A 23,164-nucleotide genomic window follows, 5' to 3' on the forward strand; every position below is an offset into this window, starting at 1 on the left:
CGCTGCGCGAAATCCAGCCCCGCCGGCGATTGAGGCGCGGGGTCCGGGGCGGAGCCCCGGGGAACGGGCGAAGGGCGGGGCGGGGAGATGTCCCCCGCCCCGCCCCCCGGCGGGCCGGCTACTTCGCCGAGGCCCGCTTCGACGCGCGCGCCGGCTTGGCGGCGGCCGGCTTCTCCGCCGGAGCCTCCGCCTCAGCGGCCTCCGCCTCGGCCACCGGCGCCGCCGGAGCGACCGCCGACAGCCGGGAGACGCCGAACTTCAGGGACGCCTCGTACGTGTTGTCCGGGTCCAGCCGGCGGAGCTCCTCCGCCAGCAGCTCGGCCGTGTCACGCCGCTTCAGCGCCACCGCACGGTCGGGCTGCCCCGGCATGCACAGCGTGGCCAGCGAGCCGTCCGCGCGGTCCAGGACGATCGAGCCGTCCTTGGTCTCCATGCGCACGGCGGTCAGCCCCGGCCCCCCTGACAGGGTCCGGTTGACCGGAACCCCGAGACGGTCCGCCAGCCACATGGCCAGCAGCTCGCAGCTGGGGTTCTCGTCCTCGCCCTCGACGGTCGCCGAGACGACCGGCGACAGCGTCACCTGGTCGAGCGCGGCGGCCAGCATCGAGCGCCACGGGGTGATCCGGGTCCAGGACAGGTCCGTGTCGCCCGGGGCGTACGCCTCCGCCCGGGCACCGAGCGCGTTGATCGGGTGCTCGGAGGAGTACGTGTCCGTGATCCGGCGCTGCCCCAGCGCGCCCAGCGGGTCGCCCGCCAGGTCCGCCGGAGCGCCCTCCGGCCACCAGACCACCACGGGGGCGTCGGGCAGCAGCAGGGGCAGCACGACCGACTGGGCGTGGTCGACCAGTTCGCCGTGCAGGCGCAGTACGACGGTTTCGCCGGTACCGGAGTCCGCGCCGACGCGGATCTCCGCGTCGAGCCGGGCCTCGCGGCGGCTTCGCGGGGAACGGCTGACCCGCTTGACCACGACGACGATCCGCGAAGGGTGTTCGTGGGACGCGTCGTTCGCCGACTTGAGCGCGTCGTACGCGTTCTCTTCATCGGTCACGATCACCAGCGTGAGGACCATGCCGATGGCCGGCGTGCCGATGTCCCGGCGCGCCTGCACCAACGCGGCGTTGATCTTGCTGGAGGTGGTCTCCGTGAGGTCGATCTTCATGGCCGGCGCCAGCTCCGTCCGTCTCGTGCGAGCATCTCGTCCGCCTCGACCGGCCCCCACGTGCCCGCCGGGTACTGCGCGGGCTTGCCGTGCTTGTCCCAGTACTCCTCGATCGGGTCGAGGATGTTCCAGGACAGCTCGACTTCCTGGTGGCGCGGGAAGAGGTTCGCGTCGCCGAGGAGGACGTCGAGGATGAGCCGCTCGTAGGCCTCGGGGCTGGACTCGGTGAAGGACTCGCCGTAGGCGAAGTCCATCGTGACGTCCCGGACCTCCATGGAGGTGCCGGGCACCTTGGAGCCGAAGCGGACCGTCACGCCCTCGTCCGGCTGGACCCGGATGACCAGGGCGTTCTGCCCCAGCTCCTCGGTCGCGCCCGATTCGAACGGCAGGTACGGCGCCCGCTTGAAGACCACCGCGATCTCGGTCACCCGGCGGCCCAGGCGCTTGCCCGTGCGCAGGTAGAACGGGACGCCCGCCCAGCGGCGGTTGTTGATCTCCAGGCGGATGGCCGCGTAGGTGTCGGTCTTGGAGTTCGGGTTGATCCCGTCCTCCTCCAGGTACCCCTTGACCTTCTCGCCGCCCTGCCAGGCCGCCGAGTACTGGCCGCGCACGGTGTGCTTGCCCAGGTCCTCGGGTACCTCGACGGCGCTGAGCACCTTCAGCTTCTCCGCCACCAGGGCCTTGGGGTGGAAGGAGCCGGGCTCCTCCATCGCCGTCAGCGCCAGCAGCTGGAGCAGGTGGTTCTGGATGACGTCACGGGCGGCGCCGATGCCGTCGTAGTAGCCGGCCCGGCCGCCGATGCCGATGTCCTCCGCCATGGTGATCTGCACGTGGTCGACGTACGACCGGTTCCAGATCGGCTCGAACATGGTGTTGGCGAAGCGGAGCGCCAGGATGTTCTGGACGGTCTCCTTGCCGAGGTAGTGGTCGATCCGGAAGACCTCGTCCCGGGGGAAGACCTCGTGGACGACCTGGTTGAGCTCTTCCGCGCTCTTGAGGTCGTGGCCGAAGGGCTTCTCGATGACGGCGCGCCGCCAGGAGCCCTCCTTCTGGGCCAGACCGTGGTTCTTGAGCTGCTGGACCACCTTGGGGAAGAACTTCGGGGGCACCGAGAGGTAGAAGGCGAAGTTGCCTCCCGTCCCCTGGGCCTTGTCGAGCTCGTCGATGGTCTGCTTGAGGGTCTCGAAGGCCGCGTCGTCGTCGAACTCGCCCTGGACGAACCGGCAGCCCTGGACGAGCTGCTGCCAGACCTCCTCCCGGAAGGGGGTGCGCGAGTGCTCCTTGACGGCCTCGTACACCTCCTGGGCGAAGTCCTCGTCCTGCCACTCGCGGCGGGCGAAGCCGATCAGCGAGAAGCCCGGGGGCAGCAGGCCGCGGTTGGCGAGGTCGTAGACGGCGGGCATGAGCTTCTTGCGCGACAGGTCACCCGTAACGCCGAAAATCACCAGGCCGGACGGTCCCGCGATGCGCGGGAGCCGCCGGTCCTGTGCGTCACGAAGCGGGTTCGCTCCGTTCACCGACAAAATACTCAGTCCTCCGCGGGGGTAAGGCGCTTCAGCTCCGCCTCGGTCGACTTCAGCAGGTCGTTCCAGGCAGCCTCGAACTTCTCGACGCCCTCGTCCTCGAGCAGCTGCACCACATCGTCGTACGAGATGCCCAGCTTCGCGACCGCGTCGAGCTCGGCGCGCGCCTGCTCGTACGTGCCGCGGATGGTGTCGCCGGTGACCTCGCCGTGGTCGGCGGTGGCCTCCAGGGTCGCCTCGGGCATCGTGTTGACGGTGCCGGGGGCGACCAGGTCCACCACGTACAGGGTGTCCTTGTACGCCGGGTCCTTGACGCCGGTGGAGGCCCACAGCGGGCGCTGCTTGTTGGCGTGCGCCCGGTCCAGGGCCGCCCAGCGCTCGGAGGAGAAGACCTCCTCGTAGGCCTCGTAGGCCAGACGGGCGTTGGCGAGGGCCGCCTTGCCCTTCAGGGCCTTGGCCTCGTCGGTGCCGACGGAGTCCAGGCGCTTGTCGATCTCGGTGTCCACGCGGGACACGAAGAAGGAGGCGACCGAGTGGATCTCGGAGAGGTCCAGGCCGGCGGCCTTCGCCTTCTCCAGGCCCGCGAGGTAGGCGTCCATGACCTCGCGGTAGCGCTCCAGCGAGAAGATCAGCGTCACGTTGACGCTGATGCCCCGGCCGATGACCTCGGTGATCGCCGGCAGGCCGGCCTTGGTCGCCGGGATCTTGATGAGCGTGTTGGGGCGGTCCACCAGCCAGGCGAGCTGCTTGGCCTCGGCGATGGTCGCCGTGGTCTCGTGCGCCAGGCGCGGGTCGACCTCGATCGACACGCGGCCGTCCTGGCCCTCGGTGGAGTCGAAGACCGGGCGCAGGATGTCGGCGGCGTCGCGGACGTCCGCCGTGGTGATCATGCGGATGGCCTCGTCGACGGTGACCTTGCGGGCGGCGAGGTCGGCGAGCTGCTGCTCGTAGCCGTCACCGCTGCTGATGGCCTTCTGGAAGATCGACGGGTTGGTGGTGACACCGACCACGTGCTGCTGGTCGATCAGCTCGGCGAGGTTGCCGGACGTGATGCGCTTGCGGGACAGGTCGTCCAGCCAGATCGCCACGCCCTCGTCGGAGAGGCGCTTGAGTGCGTCTGTCATCGGAATTGCATCTCCTACTGGTTCTTTGTACCGGGTCAGCGCGCAGCGGCGGCGAGGGAGTCCTTGGCGGCTGCGGTCACGGCTTCGGCGGTGAGGCCGAACTCGCGGAACAGCACGGCGCCGTCCGCCGAGGCACCGAAGTGCTCCAGCGAGACGATCCGGCCCGCGTCCCCGACGTAACGGTGCCAGGTCAGGCCGATGCCGGCCTCGACCGCGACTCGCGCCTTGACGGAAGGCGGCAGCACGGAGTCCTTGTACTCCTGGGACTGCTCCTCGAACCACTCGACGCAGGGCATCGAGACGACCCGGGCGGGCACGCCCTCGGCCTGGAGCGCCTCGCGGGCGGCGACGGCGAGCTGGACCTCGGAGCCGGTGCCGATCAGGACGACCTGGGCGGGACCGCCCTCGGCCTCGAACAGCACGTAGCCGCCCTTGGCCGCGTCCTCGTTGCGCTCGTAGGTCGGCACGCCCTGGCGGGTGAGGGCCAGGCCGTGCGGGGCGCCCTTGCCGAACACCTTGGTGTGTCGGCGCAGGACCTCGCGCCAGGCGATGGCGGTCTCGTTGGCGTCGGCCGGGCGGATCACGTTCAGGCCCGGGATGGCGCGCAGCGAGGCGACGTGCTCGACCGGCTGGTGGGTCGGGCCGTCCTCGCCGAGGCCGATGGAGTCGTGCGTCCACACGTACGTCACCGGCAGGTGCATCAGGGAGGACAGGCGGACGGCGTTGCGCATGTAGTCGGAGAACACCAGGAAGGTGCCGCCGTAGATGCGGGTGTGGCCGTGCAGCGCGATGCCGTTCATGGCCGCGGCCATGGAGTGCTCGCGGATGCCGTAGTGGATGGTGCGGCCGTACGGGTCGGCCTCCGGCAGCGGGTTGCCCACCGGCAGGAACGAGGAGTTCTTGTCGATGGTGGTGTTGTTGGAGCCGGCCAGGTCGGCCGAGCCGCCCCACAGCTCCGGGATGACGGCGCCGAGCGCCTCCAGGACCTTGCCGGAGGCCGCGCGGGTGGCGACACCCTTGCCGGTCTCGAAGACGGGGAGCTCGTCCTCCCAGCCCTCGGGCAGCTCGTTGGCCTCGATGCGGTCGAAGGAGGCGGCGCGCTCCGGGTTGGCGGTGCGCCAGGCGGAGAAGTCCTTCTCCCAGGCGGCGCGGGCGTCGCGGCCCCGGTCCACCAGGCCGCGGGTGTGGGCGATGACCTCGTCGGAGACCTCGAAGGTCTTCTCCGGGTCGAAGCCGAGCACGCGCTTGGTCGCGGCGACCTCGTCGTTGCCGAGGGCCGAGCCGTGCGCGGCCTCGGTGTTCTGGGCGTGCGGCGCGGGCCAGGCGATGATCGAGCGGGCCGCGATGAAGGAGGGGCGGCCGGTCTCGGCCTTGGCGGCCTGGAGGGCGGCGTACAGGGCCTTGGGGTCGAGGTCGCCGTTGGCCTGCTGCTCGACGCGCTGGACGTGCCAGCCGTACGCCTCGTAGCGCTTCATGGTGTCCTCGGAGACGGCCGTCTCCGTGTCACCCTCGATGGAGATGTGGTTGTCGTCCCACAGCAGCACCAGGTTGCCGAGCTTCTGGTGGCCGGCCAGCGCGGACGCCTCGTGGGAGATGCCCTCCTGGAGGCAGCCGTCGCCCGCGATCGCGTAGATCATGTGGTCGAACGGGGAGGTGCCGGTGGCGGCCTCCGGATCGAACAGGCCGCGCTCGTAGCGGGCGGCCATGGCCATGCCCACCGCGTTCGCGATGCCCTGGCCCAGCGGGCCGGTGGTGGTCTCGACGCCGGCGGTGTGGCCGTACTCGGGGTGGCCGGGGGTCTTGGAGCCCCAGGTGCGGAAGGACTCGAGGTCCTCCAGCTCCAGGCCGAACCCGCCGAGGTAGAGCTGGGTGTAGAGGGTCAGGGACGAGTGCCCTGCGGAGAGCACGAAACGGTCACGGCCGACCCACTGCGGGTCCGCAGGGTCGTGCCGCATGACCTTCTGGAAAAGCGTGTACGCGGCGGGGGCCAGGCTCATCGCCGTACCGGGGTGTCCGTTCCCGACCTTCTGGACCGCGTCGGCGGCCAGGATGCGGGCGGTGTCGACGGCCCGCTGGTCCAGTTCGGTCCACTCGAGCTCTGGGGTGGTCGGCTTGGTGCTCACCGGGTCAGGGCTCCTCTCCACATGTTGTTTTCCCGGTGACGAACGGTGACACCGGGGCGATTCCGAGCCTACCCCCGCCAGCGCGTGCGGCTATTCGAGTGCAGGCAGTGCGTCGCCCTCCCGGTGTCCGCCGTTCACCTGGGATCCGTGGTCGATGATCTTGCCGTCGGTCCGATCGGCCCAACACGAGGCGACCCCCGCGCAGGGCGGGGCAAGAGCTACGTCTACAGTGGCGTGGTACGCGCAAGCCTTTACCGAGCCTTCATTTACTGGAGGCATCGCTTCGGAAGCTTGCTGGATTCTCTCTCAGGGGTGTGCGTGACGGCCGTCGAATCCCGTCCAGCGGGGGTGCTCGGGACGAGCCCCGGTCACCGGCCGTTCGGGGCCCGGGCCATGGCTTTCGTGGCTTTGACCAAGCCGCGGATCATCGAACTTCTGCTGATCACCACAGTGCCGGTGATGTTCCTGGCCCAGCAGGGCGTGCCGTCGTTGTGGCTGGTGCTCGCCACCTGCTTCGGCGGCTACCTGTCGGCGGGCGGCGCCAACGCGCTGAACATGTACATCGACCGCGACATCGACGCCCTGATGGACCGTACGTCGCAGCGGCCGCTGGTGACCGGCATGGTCAGTCCGCGCGAGTGCCTCGTCTTCGGCATCACGCTCGGGGTCGTGTCGACCCTGTTCTTCGGCCTGCTCGTCAACTGGCTGTCGGCGGCGCTCGCCCTCGGCGCGCTCCTCTTCTACGTGGTCGTCTACACGATGCTGCTGAAGCGGCGGACCGCGCAGAACATCGTCTGGGGCGGGATCGCCGGCTGCATGCCGGTGCTCATCGGCTGGTCGGCGGTGCGCAACGAGGTCTCCTGGGCCGCCGTCATCCTCTTCCTCGTCATCTTCTTCTGGACGCCGCCGCACTACTGGCCGCTGTCCATGAAGGTGAAGGACGACTACGCGCGGGTCGGCGTGCCGATGCTGCCGGTCGTGGCGGGCAACAAGGCCGTGGCGCGTCAGATCGTCATCTACAGCTGGGTGATGGTCGCCGTCTCGCTGCTGCTGACCCCGCTGGGCTACACCGGCTGGTTCTACACCTCCGTCGCGCTGCTGGCGGGCGGCTGGTGGCTGTGGGAGGCGCACGCGCTGAACGCGCGGGCCAAGGCCGGGGTCACGGGCGCGAAGCTCAAGGAGATGCGGCTGTTCCACTGGTCGATCACCTACGTGTCGCTGCTCTTCGTGGCCGTGGCCGTGGATCCCTTCCTCCGCTGACCCTTCCTCCGTTGGTTACCCGCCGGTAGCATGCCGTCCATGGCAGAGACCGCAGACACCGCACAGACCGCAGAGGCCGCGGACAAGAAGCACGGCCGCACGGCGGCGAAGCTGGCCCGGCAGATCGGCGCGTTCGCCAAGCAGCACGGCGGCGCCGAGGGCCAGCTCGCCCACATCGGCCAGGCCGGCACCCGGATCGTCCTCGTGGGCACCGACGGCGGCTGGGGCGACCTCGTCGCCCCGACGTACGCCGTGGCGCAGCTCGCCGCCGAGAAGGCCGGGCTGACCCTCCACGAGGACTTCGACGGGGAGCTCGCCGCGCGCGTGAGGACCGGCCCGTACGAGTGGACCCGGATGGCCGGGATCCAGGTGGGCGGACCGGCCAACCCGGCCGCCTGAACCGGCCGGTCAACGACCGGGGCAATACTTCACACCCCGCTCACCCGTTAGGACGTGTGGAAGACGCTTCCTCACGTCCGCAACGGGATGCCCGGATGATCGAAACGCCGCCCCTGGTGGACCAGCACTGCCACGGAGTGCTCCGTACGGAGCTGGGGCTCGCCACCTTCGAGGCCCAGCTGGTCCACTCGGCCGGCCCGCCCGCCGCCGGCACCACCTTCTTCGACACCCAGACCGGCTTCGCCGTGCGCCGCTGGTGCCCGCCCCTGCTCGGCCTGGAGCCGCACTGCGCGCCCGCCCGCTATCTGGCCCGGCGGCGCGAGCTCGGGGCCGCGGAGAGCGCGCGGCGGCTGCTGCGGGGCTCCGGGGTGGGCGCCTACCTCGTCGACACGGGAGCCCTCGGGGAACTCACCGGGCCCAAGGAGCTGGCCCTCGCCGGGGACGCGGAGGCCTTCGAGGTGGTCCGGCTGGAGTCCCTGGCCGAGCGGGCCGCCGACGCCTGCGGGAGCGTCGCCGACTTCCTCGCCGAGCTCGCCGGAGCCGTGCACCACGCCGGCTCCGGGGCCGTCGCCTTCGGCTGCGGGCCCCGCGCCGGGTACGCGGACGCCCTGGCCGGCGCCCCGCACCCGCCCGGCCCGGGCGAGGTGCGCGGGGCGGCCGGGCGGTGGCTGGCCGGGCGGGCCCCGGGAGGGCCGCTACGGGACCCCGTGCTCCTGCGGCACCTGCTGTGGACGGCCGTGCTGTCGGGACTGCCGCTCCAGCTGCACACCGGTACGGCCGAGCCGGGGCCGCTGGCCGCCTTCGCCCGCGCCACGGCGGGGCTCGGCACACGGCTCGTCCTGCTCGGCGGGTACCCGCACCACCGGCACGCGGCACGGCTCGCGGCGGATCACCCGCACGTCCACGCCGACCTCGGGCCGGCCCTGGCGCGGACGGGGGCGCGGGCCGCCGCCGTCCTGGCCGAACTGCTGGAGCTCGCGCCCTTCGGGAAGCTGCTGTTCTCCAGCGGCGGCCGAGGCCTGCCCGAGCTGCACGCGACCGGCGCCCTGGTGTTCCGCGAGGCGCTGGGCCGGGTCCTGAGCGGCTGGGTGGCGGACGGGGCCTGGTCGTGGCGGGACGCGGACCGCGTCGCGGCGATGCTCGCGGCGGGCAACGCCCGCCGCGTGTACCGGCTCGACGAGGGGGGTTAGAGGGGGAGCCCTAGACCGCCGAGAGCTCGGCCTCGTCGCGGGCCGGGGCGGCGGCCGGTTCGGCGGAGCGCTCGCGCAGGCTCAGGGCCACGCGCAGGACGGAGATCCACACCAGGCAGGAGCCGAGCATGTGGACGGCGACCAGCACCTCGGGCAGCGAGGTGAAGAACTGCACGTAGCCGATGGCGCCCTGGGCGAGCAGCACGACCAGCAGGTCGCGGGCGCGCGCCCGGGTGTCGGCGGGGGCGTCGACCACCCGCAGCACCAGCCACATCGCGACGCCCAGCGCGCACACCAGCCAGGCGGCGATCGCGTGGACGTGGGCGGTGGTCGCCCAGTCGAACGGCATCCGCTTGATCTCGCTCTTGTCACCGGCGTGCGGACCGGAGCCGGTCACCACGGTGCCCGCCGCGATCAGCACCAGGGTGGTGGCGATCAGCGCCCACGAGAGCTTGCGCACCGGGCCCGGCACGCGCGGCCGGGGGGCGCCGTCACCCTCGCGGGTGCGCTGCCAGGTGATCGTCGTGACCGCGAGCAGGGTCGTGGCCAGCAGGAAGTGCCCCGCCACGCTGTACGGGTTCAGGCCCGTCAGCACGGTGATGCCGCCGAGGACGGCGTTGCCCATCACGAGGCCGAACTGGGTCCAGCCCAGCTTCGTCAGGGAGCGCCGCCACGGCTTGGCGGAGCGGGCCGCGAGGATCACGCCGCCGACCGCCGCGCAGAGCACGTACGTGAGCATCCGGTTGCCGAACTCGACGGCACCGTGGAAGCCCTGCGCCTCGGTCACGATCAGGCTGTCGTCCGTGCACTTGGGCCAGGTGTCGCAGCCGAGACCGGAACCGGTCAGCCGCACCGCGCCGCCGGTGACGACGATGACGACGCTCATCAGGACCGCGATGGCGGCGGCACGCTGGACGATCCGGGGTGACGGGGTCCAGCGGGCGGCGAGGTATGCGAATGGGTTCAACACGGCGCCTATCGTATGCGCCGCTTTGTGCAAACTTTCACGAGGGGGTGGGTGCGGGTGCGTCGGGCCCGACGACCAGGCGGAACCGGGCCCCGGCCGGGTCACCCTCCTCGTGCCACCACAGCCGCACCCGCCACAGGGCGGCGTCCCCGGGGTACTGCGGGGACTCCATGAACCCCCGCACCACCTCCGCGCCCACGTCCTCGGCCGTCCGCTGCCGCACCTCCGCGGAGCCCTGCCAGGGGGCGGGCCGCACGGCCCACAGCCCGTCGGCGCCGCGCACCTCCACGCGCCACACGGCGCGCCAGGGGGTGACCTCCAGCATGGTGGCGACCTGCTCGGCCTCCAGCCCCAGCCGGGCGGCGACCGCCTCCTCGGGCACGCCCTGGATCCGGGCGGCCACCACCGCCTGCGGCAGCAGCCGCTCGGGCAGCAGCCCGTCCGCGCGCAGTCCGGCCAGGGAGTCGAAGGACAGGTAGCGCAGCCGCAGCTCCAGCTGGCGGCCGATGTGGTCCAGGGCCTCCTCCGCCTCCTGGGCCTCCTCGGGCCCGGGGGAGGCGAGCAGCAGCCGCCGGAACCCGCCCTCGGCGTCCACCGCCCAGGCGAAGGCGTCGGCGGCGAAGCCCAGCTCCGCGAGGCGGTCCCCGAGGAACACCTTGGCCTGCGCGAGCCCGCGCCGGTTGACGGGGTCGTCCTGGTCGAGCCCGGCCCACACCTCGACGGCGGCCCGGGTCAGGTCGCGGGCCCGCTCGCCGGCCGCCCGCTCCATGGCGCCGGGGCCCTCCTCGGCGCCCTCGCCGAGCGGGTGCCGGGGCAGCCGGGCGGCGTCGCTCAGCGGCCAGGCCAGCCAGACCCCCTGGTTGATCAGGCCCCGGGCGTACCAGCGGGCGTACTCGGGGGAGTGCCCGGCGGCCTGCTGCGCGTGGCGCAGGCCCTCCTCGATGGCGGCCAGCGCCCCCGCGCGGTCCGCGGCGGCGAACCGGCGCGCGGCGAGGTCGCCGAGCCGCAGCCCCAGCCGGGCCGCGCACTCGGGATCGGTCCGGGCGGGCTCGCGCAGCGCCCCGATCAGTTCGGCGAGGAGCCGGTCGGCCTCGCCGGGCTCCGCCTCGGCGGCCCCGGACCGGATCCGCGCCCACTGCCCGTCCAGCCGCAGTGCGGCCTCTCGCTGCCCCATGCCCGTCGTCCCCCGGCGTCGCCGATCAGCTGTCCGTGGAGGTGGTCGGCCTCCAGCCCGCCCAACGTCCGGCGGCCGCGATTCACTCCCGCCGGCGGGCGGGCCGGGCGGAGAGCCGCGTCACGTCGAGGCCGCGCCGCCCTACTCCCAGCGGAACCACTTCGCGGCCGCGCCGAGCCCAAGGACCGCCCAGCCGGCCAGTACCGCGGCGTCGCCCCAGGGCAGCGCGGCGCCGTGCTGGAGCACCTCGCGCAGCCCGTCGGAGAGCGCCGAGACCGGCAGCAGCCCGAGGACGTCCCGCACCGCGCCGGGGAACTTCTCCAGCGGCACGATCACCCCGCCGCAGACCAGCAGCAGCAGGAACACCAGGTTGGCGGCGGCCAGGGTCACCTCGGCCTTGAGGGTGCCCGCCATCAGCAGGCCGAGCCCGGAGAAGGCGGCGGTGCCGAGCAGGAGCAGCGCGGCGACCGAGAGCGGGTTCCCGTGCGGGGACCAGCCCAGCGCGAGGGCGATCACCGTCAGCAGGGCGACCTGGAGCACCTCGGTGACCAGCACCGACAGGGTCTTGGAGGTCATCAGCGCCCAGCGGGGCAGCGGGGAGGCCCCGAGCCGCTTCAGCACCCCGTAGCGGCGGTCGAAGCCGGTGGCGATGGCCTGGCCGGTGAAGGCCGTGGACATCACGGCGAGCGCCAGGACGCCCGGGGCCAGGAAGTCCACGGACCTCCCCGCCCCCGTGTCGACGACGTCGACGAGGGAGAACAGGGTCAGCAGCAGCGCCGGGATGATCACCGTCAGCAGCAGCTGCTCCCCGTTGCGCAGCAGCATCCGGGTCTCCAGCGCGGTCTGCGCCCGGATCATCCGGGAGACGGGCGCGGCCCCGGGCCGGGGGGTGAACGTGCCGGCGCTCATGCGCGCAGCTCCTTACCGGTCAGTTCGAGGAAGACGTCTTCGAGGGTGTGCCGCTCCACCGTGAGGCTGCTGGGCATCACCCCGTGCTGGGCGCACCAGGAGGTGACGGTGGCCAGCAGCTGGGGGTCCACGTCGCCGGTGACCCGGTAGGAGCCGGGGGTGAGCTCGGCGGCCTCGGTGCCGTCGGGCAGGGCCTTGAGGAGGGAGGCGAGGTCGAGGGCGGGGCGGCCGGAGAAGCGCAGGGTGTTCTCGGCGCCGCCGCGGCACAGCTGCTCGGGGCTGCCGTGGACGATGACCTTGCCCGAGTCCACGATGGCGACCTCGTCGGCGAGCTGCTCGGCCTCGTCCATGTGGTGGGTGGTGAGGACTACGGAGACCCCGTCGGCGCGCAGTTCCCGTACGAGGTCCCAGGTCGCGCGGCGGGCCTGCGGGTCGAGGCCGGCGGTGGGCTCGTCCAGGAAGACCAGCTCGGGGCGGCCGACGACGGCCATGGCCAGGGAGAGGCGCTGCTGCTGGCCGCCGGAGAGCCGGCGGTAGGGGGTGCGGCCGCAGCCGCCGAGGCCGAGGCGCTCGACCAGGGCGTCGACGTCCAGCGGGTCGGCGTACAGCGCCGCCATGTGGCGCAGCATCTCCACGGCGCGGGCGCCGGAGTAGATCCCGCCGGACTGGAGCATCACCCCGACGCGGGCGCGCAGGGCCCCGGCGTCGGCGGCCGGGTCCAGGCCCAGGACGCGGACGGTGCCGGCGTCGGGGCGGCGGTAGCCCTCGCAGGTCTCGATCGTGGTGGTCTTGCCCGCTCCGTTGGGGCCCAGGACCGCGGTGACCGCGGCCGCGGGGACGGTCAGGTCCAGGCCGTCGACCGCCGTCTTCGATCCGTACCGCTTCACCAGTCCGCGGATCTCCACGGCGGGGTCGTTGCTCATGGGCAACGAGTCTACGGAGCCGCGGAAGGGGGCCCGGGCCCTGGGGTGGCGCCGCCGGGCGGGGGCCGGGCGGGTCATTTCGGAACGGGTTTTCCGCGCGGCGCCCCCGGACGGCCGGACGCTTTCGGTGATCTTTTCGCGGAATCCGGCTTTACCCGCCGGGGCCGGAGAACCGCTGGAGGCGCGCTGGTGGGAGGCCTTGCGGGCAGGCGCCGCACGGGTCCGGCGATAAACGGAATGTCCCCCGCCGAATAACTCTCCGTCGACAAATTAGGTAACCCTTAGTGATGGAGGACACCAGCAGTGGCGTCGGTCACGGCTTGTCGGGGCTCCGGTAATTACGCAACAATGGCGTTGTGAAATACGGCGAACGGACGAGTGAGGCCCCCCAGGGGGAACTCGCGACCGGCGAGCGGTCAACCCGCAACCGGGTCGCGAGGTCCATCCTGGACCACGGTCCCTCCACCGTCGCCGACCTCGCGCAGCGTCTCGGCCTCACCCAGGCCGCCGTCCGCCGCCACCTCGACACGCTCGTCGCCGACGACGTGGTCGCACCCCGTGAGCAGCGTGTGTACGGCGCACGCACCCGGGGCCGGCCGGCCAAGGTCTTCGCGCTCACCGACTGCGGGCGCGACGCCTTCGACCAGTCCTACGACACGCTCGCCGCGGACGCCCTGCGCTGGATCGCGCAGTCCGTCGGCGGCGGGGAGCGGGGCGAGGCGGCCGTGGCCGCCTTCGCCCGGGCGAGGATGGAGTCCCAGGCGGAGACCTACCGGGACGCCGTCGAGGCGGCCGCACCCGCGGACCGCACCGAGGCCCTCGCCAAGGCGTTGACCGTGGACGGGTACGCTGCTACGGCGAAGAGCGCTCCCGGTCCGCACAGCGGTGAACAGCTCTGTCAGCACCACTGCCCGGTCGCACACGTCGCCGAGCAGTTCCCGCAGCTCTGCGAGGCGGAGACCGAGGTCTTCTCCCGCCTGCTCGGGACGCATGTGCAGCGGCTCGCCACGATCGCCCACGGCGACGGGGTGTGCACCACGTTCATTCCGCGAAGCGCGGCACAGCACGACACATCAGCATCTGCAAGTACGGCCGGGAGGAACCCCGCATGACCACGGAGACTGCTCACCCTGAGCTCGAGGGTCTGGGCAACTACGAGTACGGCTGGGCCGACTCCGACGCGGCCGGCGCCGCCGCCAAGCGGGGTCTGTCCGAGGACGTCGTCCGCGACATCTCGGCGAAGAAGTCCGAGCCGGAGTGGATGCTGAACCTCCGCCTCAAGGGCCTCAAGCTGTTCGACAAGAAGCCCATGCCGAACTGGGGTTCCGACCTCTCGGGCATCGACTTCGACAACATCAAGTACTTCGTGCGTTCCACCGAGAAGCAGGCCGCTTCGTGGGAGGAACTGCCCGAGGACATCAAGAACACGTACGACAAGCTCGGCATCCCGGAGGCGGAGAAGCAGCGCCTCGTCGCCGGTGTCGCGGCCCAGTACGAGTCCGAGGTCGTCTACCACCAGATCCGCGAGGACCTGGAGGAGCAGGGCGTCATCTTCCTCGACACGGACACCGCGCTCAAGGAGCACCCGGAGCTCTTCCAGGAGTACTTCGGCACGGTCATCCCGGTCGGCGACAACAAGTTCGCCTCGCTGAACACCGCCGTGTGGTCGGGCGGCTCCTTCATCTACGTCCCCAAGGGTGTCCACGTGGACATCCCGCTCCAGGCCTACTTCCGCATCAACACGGAGAACATGGGCCAGTTCGAGCGGACGCTGATCATCGTCGACGAGGACGCCTACGTCCACTACGTCGAGGGCTGCACCGCCCCGATCTACTCCTCGGACTCGCTGCACAGCGCCGTGGTCGAGATCATCGTGAAGAAGGGCGGCCGCTGCCGCTACACGACCATCCAGAACTGGTCGAACAACGTCTACAACCTGGTCACCAAGCGCGCCGTGGCGTACGAGGGCGCGACCATGGAGTGGATCGACGGCAACATCGGTTCCAAGGTCACCATGAAGTACCCGGCCGTCTACCTGATGGGCGAGCACGCCAAGGGCGAGACCCTGTCCATCGCCTTCGCGGGCGAGGGCCAGCACCAGGACGCCGGCTCCAAGATGGTCCACATGGCGCCGAACACCTCCTCGAACATCGTCTCCAAGTCGGTGGCGCGCGGCGGCGGCCGCACCTCCTACCGCGGCCTGGTCGAGATCGGCGAGGGCGCCTCGGGCTCCAAGTCCAACGTGCTCTGCGACGCGCTCCTGGTCGACACCATCTCCCGCTCGGACACCTACCCCTACGTCGACGTCCGCGAGGACGACGTGACGATGGGCCACGAGGCCACCGTCTCCAAGGTCTCCGACGACCAGCTCTTCTACCTCATGCAGCGCGGCCTCACCGAGTTCGAGGCCATGGCCATGATCGTGCGCGGCTTCGTCGAGCCGATCGCCAAGGAGCTGCCGATGGAGTACGCGCTGGAGCTGAACCGGCTGATCGAGCTGCAGATGGAGGGTTCGGTCGGCTAGTACCGGCCGTCCGACCCGTCCACCCGCAGCACATTCTTTGACGTAGGAAGAGAGCAGAACGACAGCCATGGCTGAGGCTCAGAACATTCCGGCGGGCTCCACCACCGCCGGCGCGATCGCGGTGGCCGCCGAGTCCACCGTCGCCACCCGGATGAGCGCGCCCCCGTCCTTCGACGTGGCCGACTTCCCGGTTCCGCACGGCCGCGAGGAGGAGTGGCGGTTCACCCCGCTCGCCCGCCTCAAGGGCCTGCACGACGGCACCGCGGTCGCCGACGGCACCATGAAGGCCCAGATCGACGCCCCCGAGGGCGTGACGGTCGAGTCCGTAGAGCGCGACGACGAGCGGATCGGCAAGGCCGGAACGCCGGTCGACCGGGTCTCGGCGCAGGCCTTCTCCTCCTTCGCCAAGGCCACGGTCGTCACCGTGCCCAAGGAGACCGTGCTCGCCGAACCCATCCGGGTCGCCCTGCACGGCGAGGGCGGCACGACCTTCGGGCACACCGTCTTCGACATCAAGCCGTTCGCCGAGGCGATCATCGTGATCGACCACACCGGTGACGGCGTGCGCGCCGCCAACGTCGACATCCTCGTCGGCGACGGCGCCAAGGTGACCTTCGTGTCCGTCCAGGACTGGGACGACACCGCGGTCCACACCTCGCAGCACAACGCCCTCATCGGCCGTGACGCGAGCTTCAAGTCCGTCGTCGTGACCTTCGGCGGCGACCTCGTCCGCCTGCACCCGCGCGTCACCTACGCGGGCCCCGGCGGCGAGGCCGAGATGCTCGGCCTGTACTTCACGGACGCGGGCCAGCACCAGGAGCACCGCCTCCTCGTCACGCACGACGCCCCGCACTGCAAGTCCAACGTGGTCTACAAGGGCGCGCTCCAGGGCCAGGACGCCCACGCGGTCTGGATCGGCGACGTCCTCATCGAGAAGTCCGCCGAGGGCACCGACACCTACGAGATGAACCGCAACCTCGTCCTGACGGACGGCGCGCGCGTCGACTCGGTGCCGAACCTGGAGATCGAGACGGGCGAGATCGTCGGCGCCGGCCACGCCTCGGCCACCGGCCGCTTCGACGACGAGCAGCTCTTCTACCTCCAGGCCCGCGGCATCCCGGCCGACGAGGCCCGCCGCCTGGTCGTGCGCGGCTTCTTCGCCGAGCTCGTCCAGCAGATCGGCGTCGAGGACATCGAGGAGCGCCTCATCGCGAAGATCGAGGCCGAGCTGGCGGCGGCCGTCTGATGACGTACGTCAAGGCCTGCGCGCTGAGCGAGCTGGAGGAGAACACCCCCAAGCGGGTGGAACTCGACGGCACGCCGGTGTCCATCGTCTCCACCGAGGGGGAGGTGTTCGCGATCAACGACATCTGCTCGCACGCGAACGTCTCGCTCTCGGAGGGTGAGGTCGAGGACTGCATGATCGAGTGCTGGCTGCACGGGTCGGCCTTCGACCTGCGCACCGGCAAGCCCTCCGGTCTGCCCGCGACGCGCCCCGTCCCCGTTTACCCCGTAAAGATCGAAGGGGACGACGTGCTCGTCTCCCTCACCCAGGAGTCCTGAGGTACCCATGGCAACGCTTGAAATCCACGACCTGCACGTCTCCGTCGAGGCCGAGAACGGCGCCCGCGAGATCCTCAAGGGTGTCGACCTGACGGTCAAGCAGGGTGAGACGCACGCCATCATGGGCCCCAACGGCTCCGGCAAGTCCACCCTGGCGTACTCCCTCGCCGGTCACCCGAAGTACACCATCACCGGTGGCACCGTGACCCTCGACGGCGAGGACGTCCTGGAGATGTCCGTCGACGAGCGCGCCCGCGCCGGCGTCTTCCTGGCCATGCAGTACCCGGTCGAGGTCCCCGGCGTCTCGGTCTCCAACTTCCTGCGCACCTCCGCCACCGCCATCCGCGGCGAGGCCCCCAAGCTGCGCACCTGGGTGAAGGAGGTCAAGTCCGCCATGGAGCAGCTCCAGATGGACCCGGCCTTCGCCGAGCGCAACGTCAACGAGGGCTTCTCCGGCGGTGAGAAGAAGCGCCACGAGATCCTCCAGCTGGAGCTCCTCCAGCCGAAGATCGCGATTCTCGACGAGACCGACTCCGGCCTGGACGTCGACGCCCTGCGCATCGTCTCCGAGGGCGTCAACCGCGTCCGCGAGGGCGGCCAGGTCGGCACGCTGCTGATCACCCACTACACGCGCATCCTGCGCTACATCAAGCCCGACTTCGTGCACGTGTTCGCGAACGGCCGCATCGCCGAGTCCGGCGGCGCCGAGCTCGCCGACCAGCTCGAGAACGAGGGCTACGACAAGTACGTGAAGGGTGGCGCGACCGCGTGACACAGCTGCCCGGCCTCCTCGACATCGAGGCGATCCGCAAGGACTTCCCCCTGCTGGATCGTGTGGTCCACGACGGGAAGAAGATCGTTTACCTGGACAACGCGGCGACTTCGCAGAAGCCGCGCCAGGTGCTCGACGCGCTGAACGCCTACTACGAACGGCACAACGCCAACGTCCACCGCGGCGTGCACGTGCTCGCCGAGGAGGCCACGGCACTGTACGAGGGCGCCCGCGACAAGGTCGCCGCCTTCATCAACGCGCCGAGCCGCGACGAGGTGATCTTCACCAAGAACGCCTCGGAGTCGCTCAACCTGGTCGCGAACATGCTCGGCTGGGCCGACGAGCCCTACCGGGTCGACCGCGACACCGAGATCGCCATCACGGAGATGGAGCACCACTCCAACATCGTCCCGTGGCAGCTGCTCGCGCAGCGCACGGGCGCGAAGCTGAAGTGGTTCGGCCTCACCGACGACGGCCGGCTCGACCTGTCCAACATCGAAGAGGTCATCACGGAGAAGACGAAGATCGTCTCCTTCACCCTGGTCTCCAACATCCTGGGCACGGTCAACCCCGTCGAGGCGATCGTCCGCCGGGCGCAGGAGGTCGGCGCGCTGGTGCTGATCGACGCCTCGCAGGCCGCTCCGCACATGCCGCTGGACGTGCAGGCGCTCGGCGCCGACTTCGTGGCCTTCACCGGCCACAAGATGTGCGGCCCGACCGGCATCGGCGTCCTGTGGGGCCGCCAGGAGCTCCTGGAGGACCTGCCCCCGTTCCTCGGCGGCGGCGAGATGATCGAGACCGTCTCGATGCACTCCTCGACCTACGCCCCGGCGCCCCACAAGTTCGAGGCGGGCACGCCCCCGATCGCCCAGGCCGTCGGCCTCGGCGCGGCCGTGGACTACCTGACCTCGATCGGCATGGACAAGATCGCCGCACACGAGCACGCGATCACCGAGTACGCGGTCAAGCGCCTCCAGGAGGTGCCCGACCTGCGGATCATCGGCCCCACCACGGCCGAGGACCGCGGCGCGGCGATCTCGTTCACGCTCGGCGACATCCACCCGCACGACGTGGGCCAGGTGCTGGACGAGCAGGGCATCGCGGTCCGCGTGGGACACCACTGCGCGCGCCCGGTCTGCCTGCGCTACGGAATTCCCGCGACCACGCGGGCGTCTTTCTACCTGTACTCCTCTCCCGCCGACGTCGACGCGCTGATCGACGGGCTGGAGCACGTACGGAACTTCTTCGGCTGACGAAGGCGATGAGGACGAGGACGCTGTGAAGCTGGATTCGATGTACCAGGAACTGATCCTGGACCACTACAAGCACCCGCACGGGCGCGGCCTGCGCGAGGGCGACGCCGAGGTGCACCACGTCAACCCGACGTGCGGCGACGAGATCACGCTCCGCGTGAAGTACGACGGCGAGACGCTCACCGACGTCTCCTACGAGGGCCAGGGCTGCTCCATCAGCCAGGCCAGCGCGTCCGTGCTGAACGAGCTGCTGGTCGGCAAGAAGCTGCCCGAGGCGCAGAAGATCCAGGGCGTGTTCCTGGAGATGATGCAGTCCAAGGGCAAGATCGAGCCCGACGAGGCCATGGAGGAGGTGCTGGAGGACGCGGTCGCGTTCGTCGGCGTCTCCAAGTACCCGGCTCGCGTGAAGTGTGCTCTGCTGAGCTGGATGGCCTGGAAGGACGCGACGGCCCAGGTACTGGGTGACGCGGAGAGGAAGACGGCATGACCGAGAACGCGACGCCCGAGGCGTCGATCAAGCCGGCCACCGAGGAGGAGGTCCGCGAGGCCCTCTACGACGTGGTCGACCCCGAGCTGGGCATCGACGTCGTCAACCTGGGCCTGATCTACGGCATCCACATCGACGACGCGAACATCGCCACCCTCGACATGACCCTGACCTCGGCGGCCTGCCCGCTGACGGACGTCATCGAGGACCAGGCGAAGTCGGCGACGGAGGGCATCGTCAACGAACTCCGCATCAACTGGGTCTGGATGCCGCCGTGGGGCCCGGACAAGATCACGGACGACGGCCGTGAGCAGCTGCGCGCGCTCGGCTTCAACGTCTGACCCACGTGGTCGCGGAAGGGCCCCCGGCACGGTCGTGCCGGGGGCCCTTCCCGTTCTCGCGGGTTCTTCCGGCGGACGGCCGGTGTGCACCGGGAGTTGGCCATGGTGGCCGAATCTTCTCGACGGCCGTCACGGTGTGACGCCGCCGTGAGGGAGAGGACGCCACCTTGAAGAAGCAGTTCGGTATCGCGAGCACCGCGGGAATCGCCGCACTGATCGTCGCCGCGACGGTCATGCCCGCGCACGCGGTCACCTACGGGACCCCGACCATCTCGCTGTCCGCCGGCTACCTGTCGGGGTCGGTCAACGGGGTCGGCGACCAGACCGTCAACGTCACCGTCGGGCAGAGCGGTGCCGACGTGTCCGCCCTGACCGTCAGCGCCTCCGCCTCCAGCAAGGCCTCCGTCGCCGGCACCGGCGACGTCACGGTCACCGGCGCCGGGGCGGTGCGGCAGCTGGCCGTCACCGCGCACGGCCGCGGCTACACCACCCTGACGATCAAGGTCACCGGGCTCGGCGGCAAGACCGCCACCAAGACCCTCTCCTACGCCGCCTCCGCCGCCGTGCAGAACCCGGCCGACGCCCGCTACTTCAGCGGCGCCTCCGACTCCTCGGCCGCCGTGGACGTCGGCGGCGGCTTCACCGTGGTCGCCGACGACGAGAACAACGTGCTGCGCCTGTACGACCGTTCCCGCTCCGACGCCCCCGTGCGCACCTGGGACTTCAGCTCCCAGCTCGGGGTCACCAAGGAGGTGGACATCGAGGGCGCCACCCGGATCGGCAACACCATCTACTGGACCGGCTCGCTCGGCAACAACAAGGACGGCGAGTACAAGGCCCCCCGCAACACGGTGTTCACCACCACCGTCAGCGGCTCGGGCTCCGCCACCCAGCTCGCGTACGGGCGCTCGTACAAGCACCTGCGCGAGGACCTCGTCGCCTGGGACCAGGCGCACGGCAACCACTACGGCTTCGCGGCGGGCACGGCGGCGGGCCAGGCGCCCAAGCAGATCGACGGGTTCAACGTGGAGGGCCTGGAGTTCGCCCCGGGCTCCACCACCACCGCCTACGTGGGCTTCCGCGCCCCGCTGGCCCCGGCCGTCCCGGGCGGCAAGGCGCTGCTGGTGCCGGTCACCAACTTCGACAAGGTGCTCTCCAACGGCGCCTCGGCGGCCATCGGTTCCGCGATCGAGCTGGACCTGGGCGGGCTGTCCGTCCGCGACATCCGCAAGAACGCGCAGGACCAGTACCTGATCCTGGCCGGCTCCTGGGCCGCCGACGACAACTCCGACCCCTACGCCCTCTACCAGTGGGACGGCGTCGCCGGGCACGCCCCGGTCAAGCGGGCCGACCTGCCGACCACCGACCCGGGCGGCTGGGAGGCCATCGTCGAGGTCCCGGACCTGTCGGTGCCGGGCGCGCGCGTCCAGCTGATCACCGACAGCGGCTCGGCCGACCTCTACGGGGACGGCGTCGAGGCCAAGGACCTCACGCACCCGGAGTTCAAGAAGTCCCGCACGGCCTGGTTCACGCTGTCCTAGGGACTCCTGGTCAGGCGTCCGTCGCGAGCGCCTCGGCGAGGTGTTCGCGGCGGATCCGCCGGTCCACGTAGAGCAGGCCGGCCGGCAGCTGCGGGAACGCCGGCAGCAGGACCAGGGCCGACAGGGCCCCCGGCAGCCCGAACCACAGCAGCAGCGCGTACCCGGCCGCCCCGGTGAACACCACCGCCGGGGCGGTCACGGCCAGGGCCCGCCACCACGCGCCGCGCACCAGGTGCGCCGAGCGCCGCAGGGCCGCCGCGGGGCCGAGCCGTTCGTACCCGGCGGCGGTCGGGGCCAGGGAGGACAGCACCCCGAGCCAGAGCGCGACCGGGGTGAGGGGCAGCACGGCCAGGGGCGGCACGCCCAGCGCGAGCAGGACCGCGAGGGGCCCGGCCGCGAGCAGCAGGGCCAGCAGCTGGGCGCCGAGCACCGCCGGGGTGCGGGGCAGCGCGGCGAGCAGCAGCCCCGGTGCGCTCACGGGGCGGCCGAGCACCGCCGGGCGCAGCAGGGCGGCGATCAGGGCGGTCGCGAGGGCGCAGGTGAACAGCAGGAACAGGCCCGCCGCCGGGAACAGGGTCCAGACGAAGATCCGGCTGCCCGACCTCGGGCTGAGCGAGGCCAGCGTGGCCGCGCCGGCCGCGGCGGTGACCAGGAGCCCGGCCATCAGCTGGCCCAGCAGCAGCGCCCCGCACAGCGGCCCGCCGTAGCGGCGCAGGGCGGCGAGGGCGCCGCCGAGGATGTCCGAGGTGCCGAGCGGGCGCAGGGGCACCACCCCCGGCCCGGGCCGGTGCGGGGGCAGCAGGCCGCCGCCCCGGTGGGTCCCATGATGCATCGCCATGAGCGGCCCCCTGTCCCCTGAGTGGGGACACCGTAGCTCCGTTGCGCGCCGGTGTCCCGGGGTCTGCGTGTGTACATGTGTACGCATCGATGCGTACACTCGTACGCATGCCGTACGTACTGCTCGCCCTGGCCATAGCCTCCGAGGTCGCGGGCACCACCGCCATGAAGTACAGCGAGGGCTTCACCCGGCTGTGGCCCTCGCTGGGCACCCTGCTGGGCTACGTCATCGCCTTCACGCTGCTCGCCCAGACCCTCAAGTCGATGTCGGTGGGCACGGCGTACGCGATCTGGGCCGGGGTCGGCACCGCCGCCATCGCCGCGATCGGCATGGTCTTCATGGGGGAGGCCGCCACCGCCGCGAAGATCGCCGGAATCGCGCTGGTCATCGCCGGGGTGGTCCTGCTCAACGTGGGCGGGGCGACCCACTGATGGCCGCCCCCGTGCGCCGTTACGACCCCGAGCGCCGGCAGCGGATCATCGACGCCGCGATCCGGGTGGTCGGGGCCAAGGGGATCGCCGGGCTGAGCCACCGCAGCGTGGCGGCGGAGGCGGACGTACCGCTGGGCTCGACCACGTACCACTTCGCGACCCTGGACGAGCTGCTGGTGGCGGCCCTGCGGCAGGCCAACGAGGCGTACGCGCCCGCGCTGGTGCCGCGCGCGGGGGAGGACCTCGCGGGGGCGCTGGCCCGGCTGCTGGGGGAGTTCCTGGCCGCCGACCGGGGGCGGGTGGAGCTGGAGTACGAGCTGTACCTGGCGGCCCTGCGCCGGCCCGCGCTGCGCCCGGTCGCCGCCGAGTGGGGCGAGGCCGTGGCCGCGGCCCTGGCGGACCACACCGACCCGGTGACGGCCCGGGCGCTGGTGGCGGTGATGGACGGCATCACCCTCCAGACCCTCCTGACCGACACGCCGTACGACGCCGCGTACGCCCGCGAGATCCTGAGCCGCGTACTCCGCCCCGCCTAGGCTGCGAAACCCCAGCCCCGCCGGCGCTTGAGGCGCGGGGTCCGGGGCGGAGCCCCGGGAAACGGAGAAAGGGCGGGGCGGGGAGACGGCCCCGCGCAGCGGCCCCCGCCGGTCGGAAGAGCACACG

General features: G+C 71.5%; 23 protein-coding genes. 14 read left to right on the top strand and 9 right to left on the bottom strand.

Going from position 1 to position 23,164, the window contains the following annotated elements; genetic code table 11:
- Positions 1–118 precede the first annotated feature (118 nt).
- From opcA to tkt, 4 genes are read right to left on the bottom strand one after another with little or no spacing between them, the layout of a single operon-like run.
- Complete coding sequence (gene opcA / locus AB0O29_RS26950) at positions 119–1,159, bottom strand: glucose-6-phosphate dehydrogenase assembly protein OpcA (RefSeq protein WP_365156073.1); 1,041 nt, start codon at positions 1,157–1,159, stop codon at positions 119–121.
- Positions 1,156–2,685: a glucose-6-phosphate dehydrogenase gene (gene zwf, locus AB0O29_RS26955; RefSeq protein ID WP_365156127.1), complete on the bottom strand. Its 1,530-nt coding sequence runs from the start codon at positions 2,683–2,685 to the stop codon at positions 1,156–1,158. The genes opcA and zwf overlap by 4 nt, the downstream gene beginning before the upstream one ends.
- A 2-nt stretch (positions 2,686–2,687) precedes the next feature.
- Positions 2,688–3,806, bottom strand: coding sequence for a transaldolase (gene tal, locus AB0O29_RS26960; protein WP_365156076.1), 1,119 nt, complete (start codon positions 3,804–3,806; stop codon positions 2,688–2,690).
- 35 nt (positions 3,807–3,841) lie between these two features.
- A complete protein-coding gene (gene tkt / locus AB0O29_RS26965) occupies positions 3,842–5,929 on the bottom strand; it encodes a transketolase (protein ID WP_365156079.1) in 2,088 nt (695 codons plus the stop codon).
- Between the two features lie 312 nt (positions 5,930–6,241).
- On the opposite strand from tkt, the gene AB0O29_RS26970 reads away from it, so the two are divergent.
- From AB0O29_RS26970 to AB0O29_RS26980, 3 genes are all read left to right on the top strand, one after another.
- A complete protein-coding gene (locus AB0O29_RS26970; protein ID WP_365156130.1) occupies positions 6,242–7,189 on the top strand; it encodes a heme o synthase in 948 nt (315 codons plus the stop codon).
- A 39-nt stretch (positions 7,190–7,228) separates the two neighbouring features.
- Complete coding sequence (locus tag AB0O29_RS26975; RefSeq protein WP_365156081.1) at positions 7,229–7,588, top strand: hypothetical protein; 360 nt, start codon at positions 7,229–7,231, stop codon at positions 7,586–7,588.
- 95 nt (positions 7,589–7,683) lie between these two features.
- Positions 7,684–8,778, top strand: coding sequence for an amidohydrolase (locus AB0O29_RS26980; protein ID WP_365156084.1), 1,095 nt, complete (start codon positions 7,684–7,686; stop codon positions 8,776–8,778).
- Positions 8,779–8,788: 10 nt separating this feature from the next.
- Here the strand turns inward: AB0O29_RS26980 and AB0O29_RS26985 are convergent, their stop codons facing one another.
- The 4 genes from AB0O29_RS26985 to AB0O29_RS27000 all read right to left on the bottom strand — a co-directional run bounded on the left by AB0O29_RS26985 (position 8,789) and on the right by AB0O29_RS27000 (position 12,751).
- Entirely contained in the window at positions 8,789–9,778 is a 990-nt protein-coding gene (locus AB0O29_RS26985) for a COX15/CtaA family protein (protein WP_365156087.1), read from the bottom strand.
- Between the two features lie 4 nt (positions 9,779–9,782).
- Positions 9,783–10,919 (bottom strand): hypothetical protein, encoded by a 1,137-nt coding sequence (locus tag AB0O29_RS26990; RefSeq protein WP_365156090.1) that lies wholly within the window; start codon positions 10,917–10,919, stop codon positions 9,783–9,785.
- Positions 10,920–11,060: 141 nt separating this feature from the next.
- Positions 11,061–11,828: an ABC transporter permease gene (locus tag AB0O29_RS26995; protein ID WP_365156093.1), complete on the bottom strand. Its 768-nt coding sequence runs from the start codon at positions 11,826–11,828 to the stop codon at positions 11,061–11,063.
- Positions 11,825–12,751: an ABC transporter ATP-binding protein gene (locus tag AB0O29_RS27000; protein WP_365156096.1), complete on the bottom strand. Its 927-nt coding sequence runs from the start codon at positions 12,749–12,751 to the stop codon at positions 11,825–11,827. The genes AB0O29_RS26995 and AB0O29_RS27000 overlap by 4 nt, the downstream gene beginning before the upstream one ends.
- A gap of 356 nt (positions 12,752–13,107) precedes the next feature.
- On the opposite strand from AB0O29_RS27000, the gene AB0O29_RS27005 reads away from it, so the two are divergent.
- From AB0O29_RS27005 to AB0O29_RS27045, 9 genes are all read left to right on the top strand, one after another.
- Positions 13,108–13,863, top strand: coding sequence for an ArsR family transcriptional regulator (locus AB0O29_RS27005; RefSeq protein WP_365156099.1), 756 nt, complete (start codon positions 13,108–13,110; stop codon positions 13,861–13,863).
- Positions 13,860–15,275, top strand: coding sequence for a Fe-S cluster assembly protein SufB (gene sufB, locus AB0O29_RS27010; RefSeq protein ID WP_365156102.1), 1,416 nt, complete (start codon positions 13,860–13,862; stop codon positions 15,273–15,275). The genes AB0O29_RS27005 and sufB overlap by 4 nt, the downstream gene beginning before the upstream one ends.
- Before the next feature lie 67 nt (positions 15,276–15,342).
- Complete coding sequence (sufD, locus tag AB0O29_RS27015) at positions 15,343–16,521, top strand: Fe-S cluster assembly protein SufD (RefSeq protein ID WP_365156105.1); 1,179 nt, start codon at positions 15,343–15,345, stop codon at positions 16,519–16,521.
- Positions 16,521–16,838, top strand: a complete 318-nt coding sequence (locus AB0O29_RS27020; protein WP_042820167.1) for a bifunctional 3-phenylpropionate/cinnamic acid dioxygenase ferredoxin subunit — start codon at positions 16,521–16,523, stop codon at positions 16,836–16,838. Before sufD ends, AB0O29_RS27020 begins: the two co-directional genes overlap by 1 nt.
- Positions 16,839–16,845: 7 nt before the next feature.
- Positions 16,846–17,610, top strand: a complete 765-nt coding sequence (gene sufC / locus AB0O29_RS27025; protein ID WP_365156108.1) for a Fe-S cluster assembly ATPase SufC — start codon at positions 16,846–16,848, stop codon at positions 17,608–17,610.
- Entirely contained in the window at positions 17,607–18,863 is a 1,257-nt protein-coding gene (locus AB0O29_RS27030) for a cysteine desulfurase (protein ID WP_365156111.1), read from the top strand. Before sufC ends, AB0O29_RS27030 begins: the two co-directional genes overlap by 4 nt.
- A gap of 25 nt (positions 18,864–18,888) precedes the next feature.
- Positions 18,889–19,350 carry a Fe-S cluster assembly sulfur transfer protein SufU gene (gene sufU, locus AB0O29_RS27035; RefSeq protein ID WP_365156114.1) on the top strand — a complete coding sequence of 154 codons (462 nt, stop codon included), beginning with the start codon at positions 18,889–18,891 and terminating at the stop codon, positions 19,348–19,350.
- The gene (locus AB0O29_RS27040; RefSeq protein ID WP_007263433.1) at positions 19,347–19,691 is read left to right on the top strand and encodes a metal-sulfur cluster assembly factor; all 345 of its coding nucleotides are present in this window, start codon (positions 19,347–19,349) and stop codon (positions 19,689–19,691) included. The genes sufU and AB0O29_RS27040 overlap by 4 nt, the downstream gene beginning before the upstream one ends.
- Before the next feature lie 233 nt (positions 19,692–19,924).
- Positions 19,925–21,232, top strand: a complete 1,308-nt coding sequence (locus AB0O29_RS27045) for a DUF3616 domain-containing protein (protein WP_365156132.1) — start codon at positions 19,925–19,927, stop codon at positions 21,230–21,232.
- Between the two features lie 10 nt (positions 21,233–21,242).
- Here AB0O29_RS27045 and AB0O29_RS27050 read toward each other — a convergent pair whose 3' ends face one another.
- Entirely contained in the window at positions 21,243–22,070 is an 828-nt protein-coding gene (locus AB0O29_RS27050; protein WP_365156118.1) for a hypothetical protein, read from the bottom strand.
- Between the two features lie 107 nt (positions 22,071–22,177).
- On the opposite strand from AB0O29_RS27050, the gene AB0O29_RS27055 reads away from it, so the two are divergent.
- Both AB0O29_RS27055 and AB0O29_RS27060 read left to right on the top strand, forming a co-directional pair.
- Positions 22,178–22,501 (top strand): multidrug efflux SMR transporter, encoded by a 324-nt coding sequence (locus tag AB0O29_RS27055; protein ID WP_365156121.1) that lies wholly within the window; start codon positions 22,178–22,180, stop codon positions 22,499–22,501.
- Positions 22,501–23,037, top strand: coding sequence for a TetR family transcriptional regulator (locus AB0O29_RS27060; protein ID WP_365156124.1), 537 nt, complete (start codon positions 22,501–22,503; stop codon positions 23,035–23,037). The genes AB0O29_RS27055 and AB0O29_RS27060 overlap by 1 nt, the downstream gene beginning before the upstream one ends.
- Positions 23,038–23,164: the final 127 nt, after the last annotated feature.

This window comes from Streptomyces sp. NPDC089915 (assembly GCF_040684675.1).
Taxonomy (GTDB): domain Bacteria; phylum Actinomycetota; class Actinomycetes; order Streptomycetales; family Streptomycetaceae; genus Streptomyces.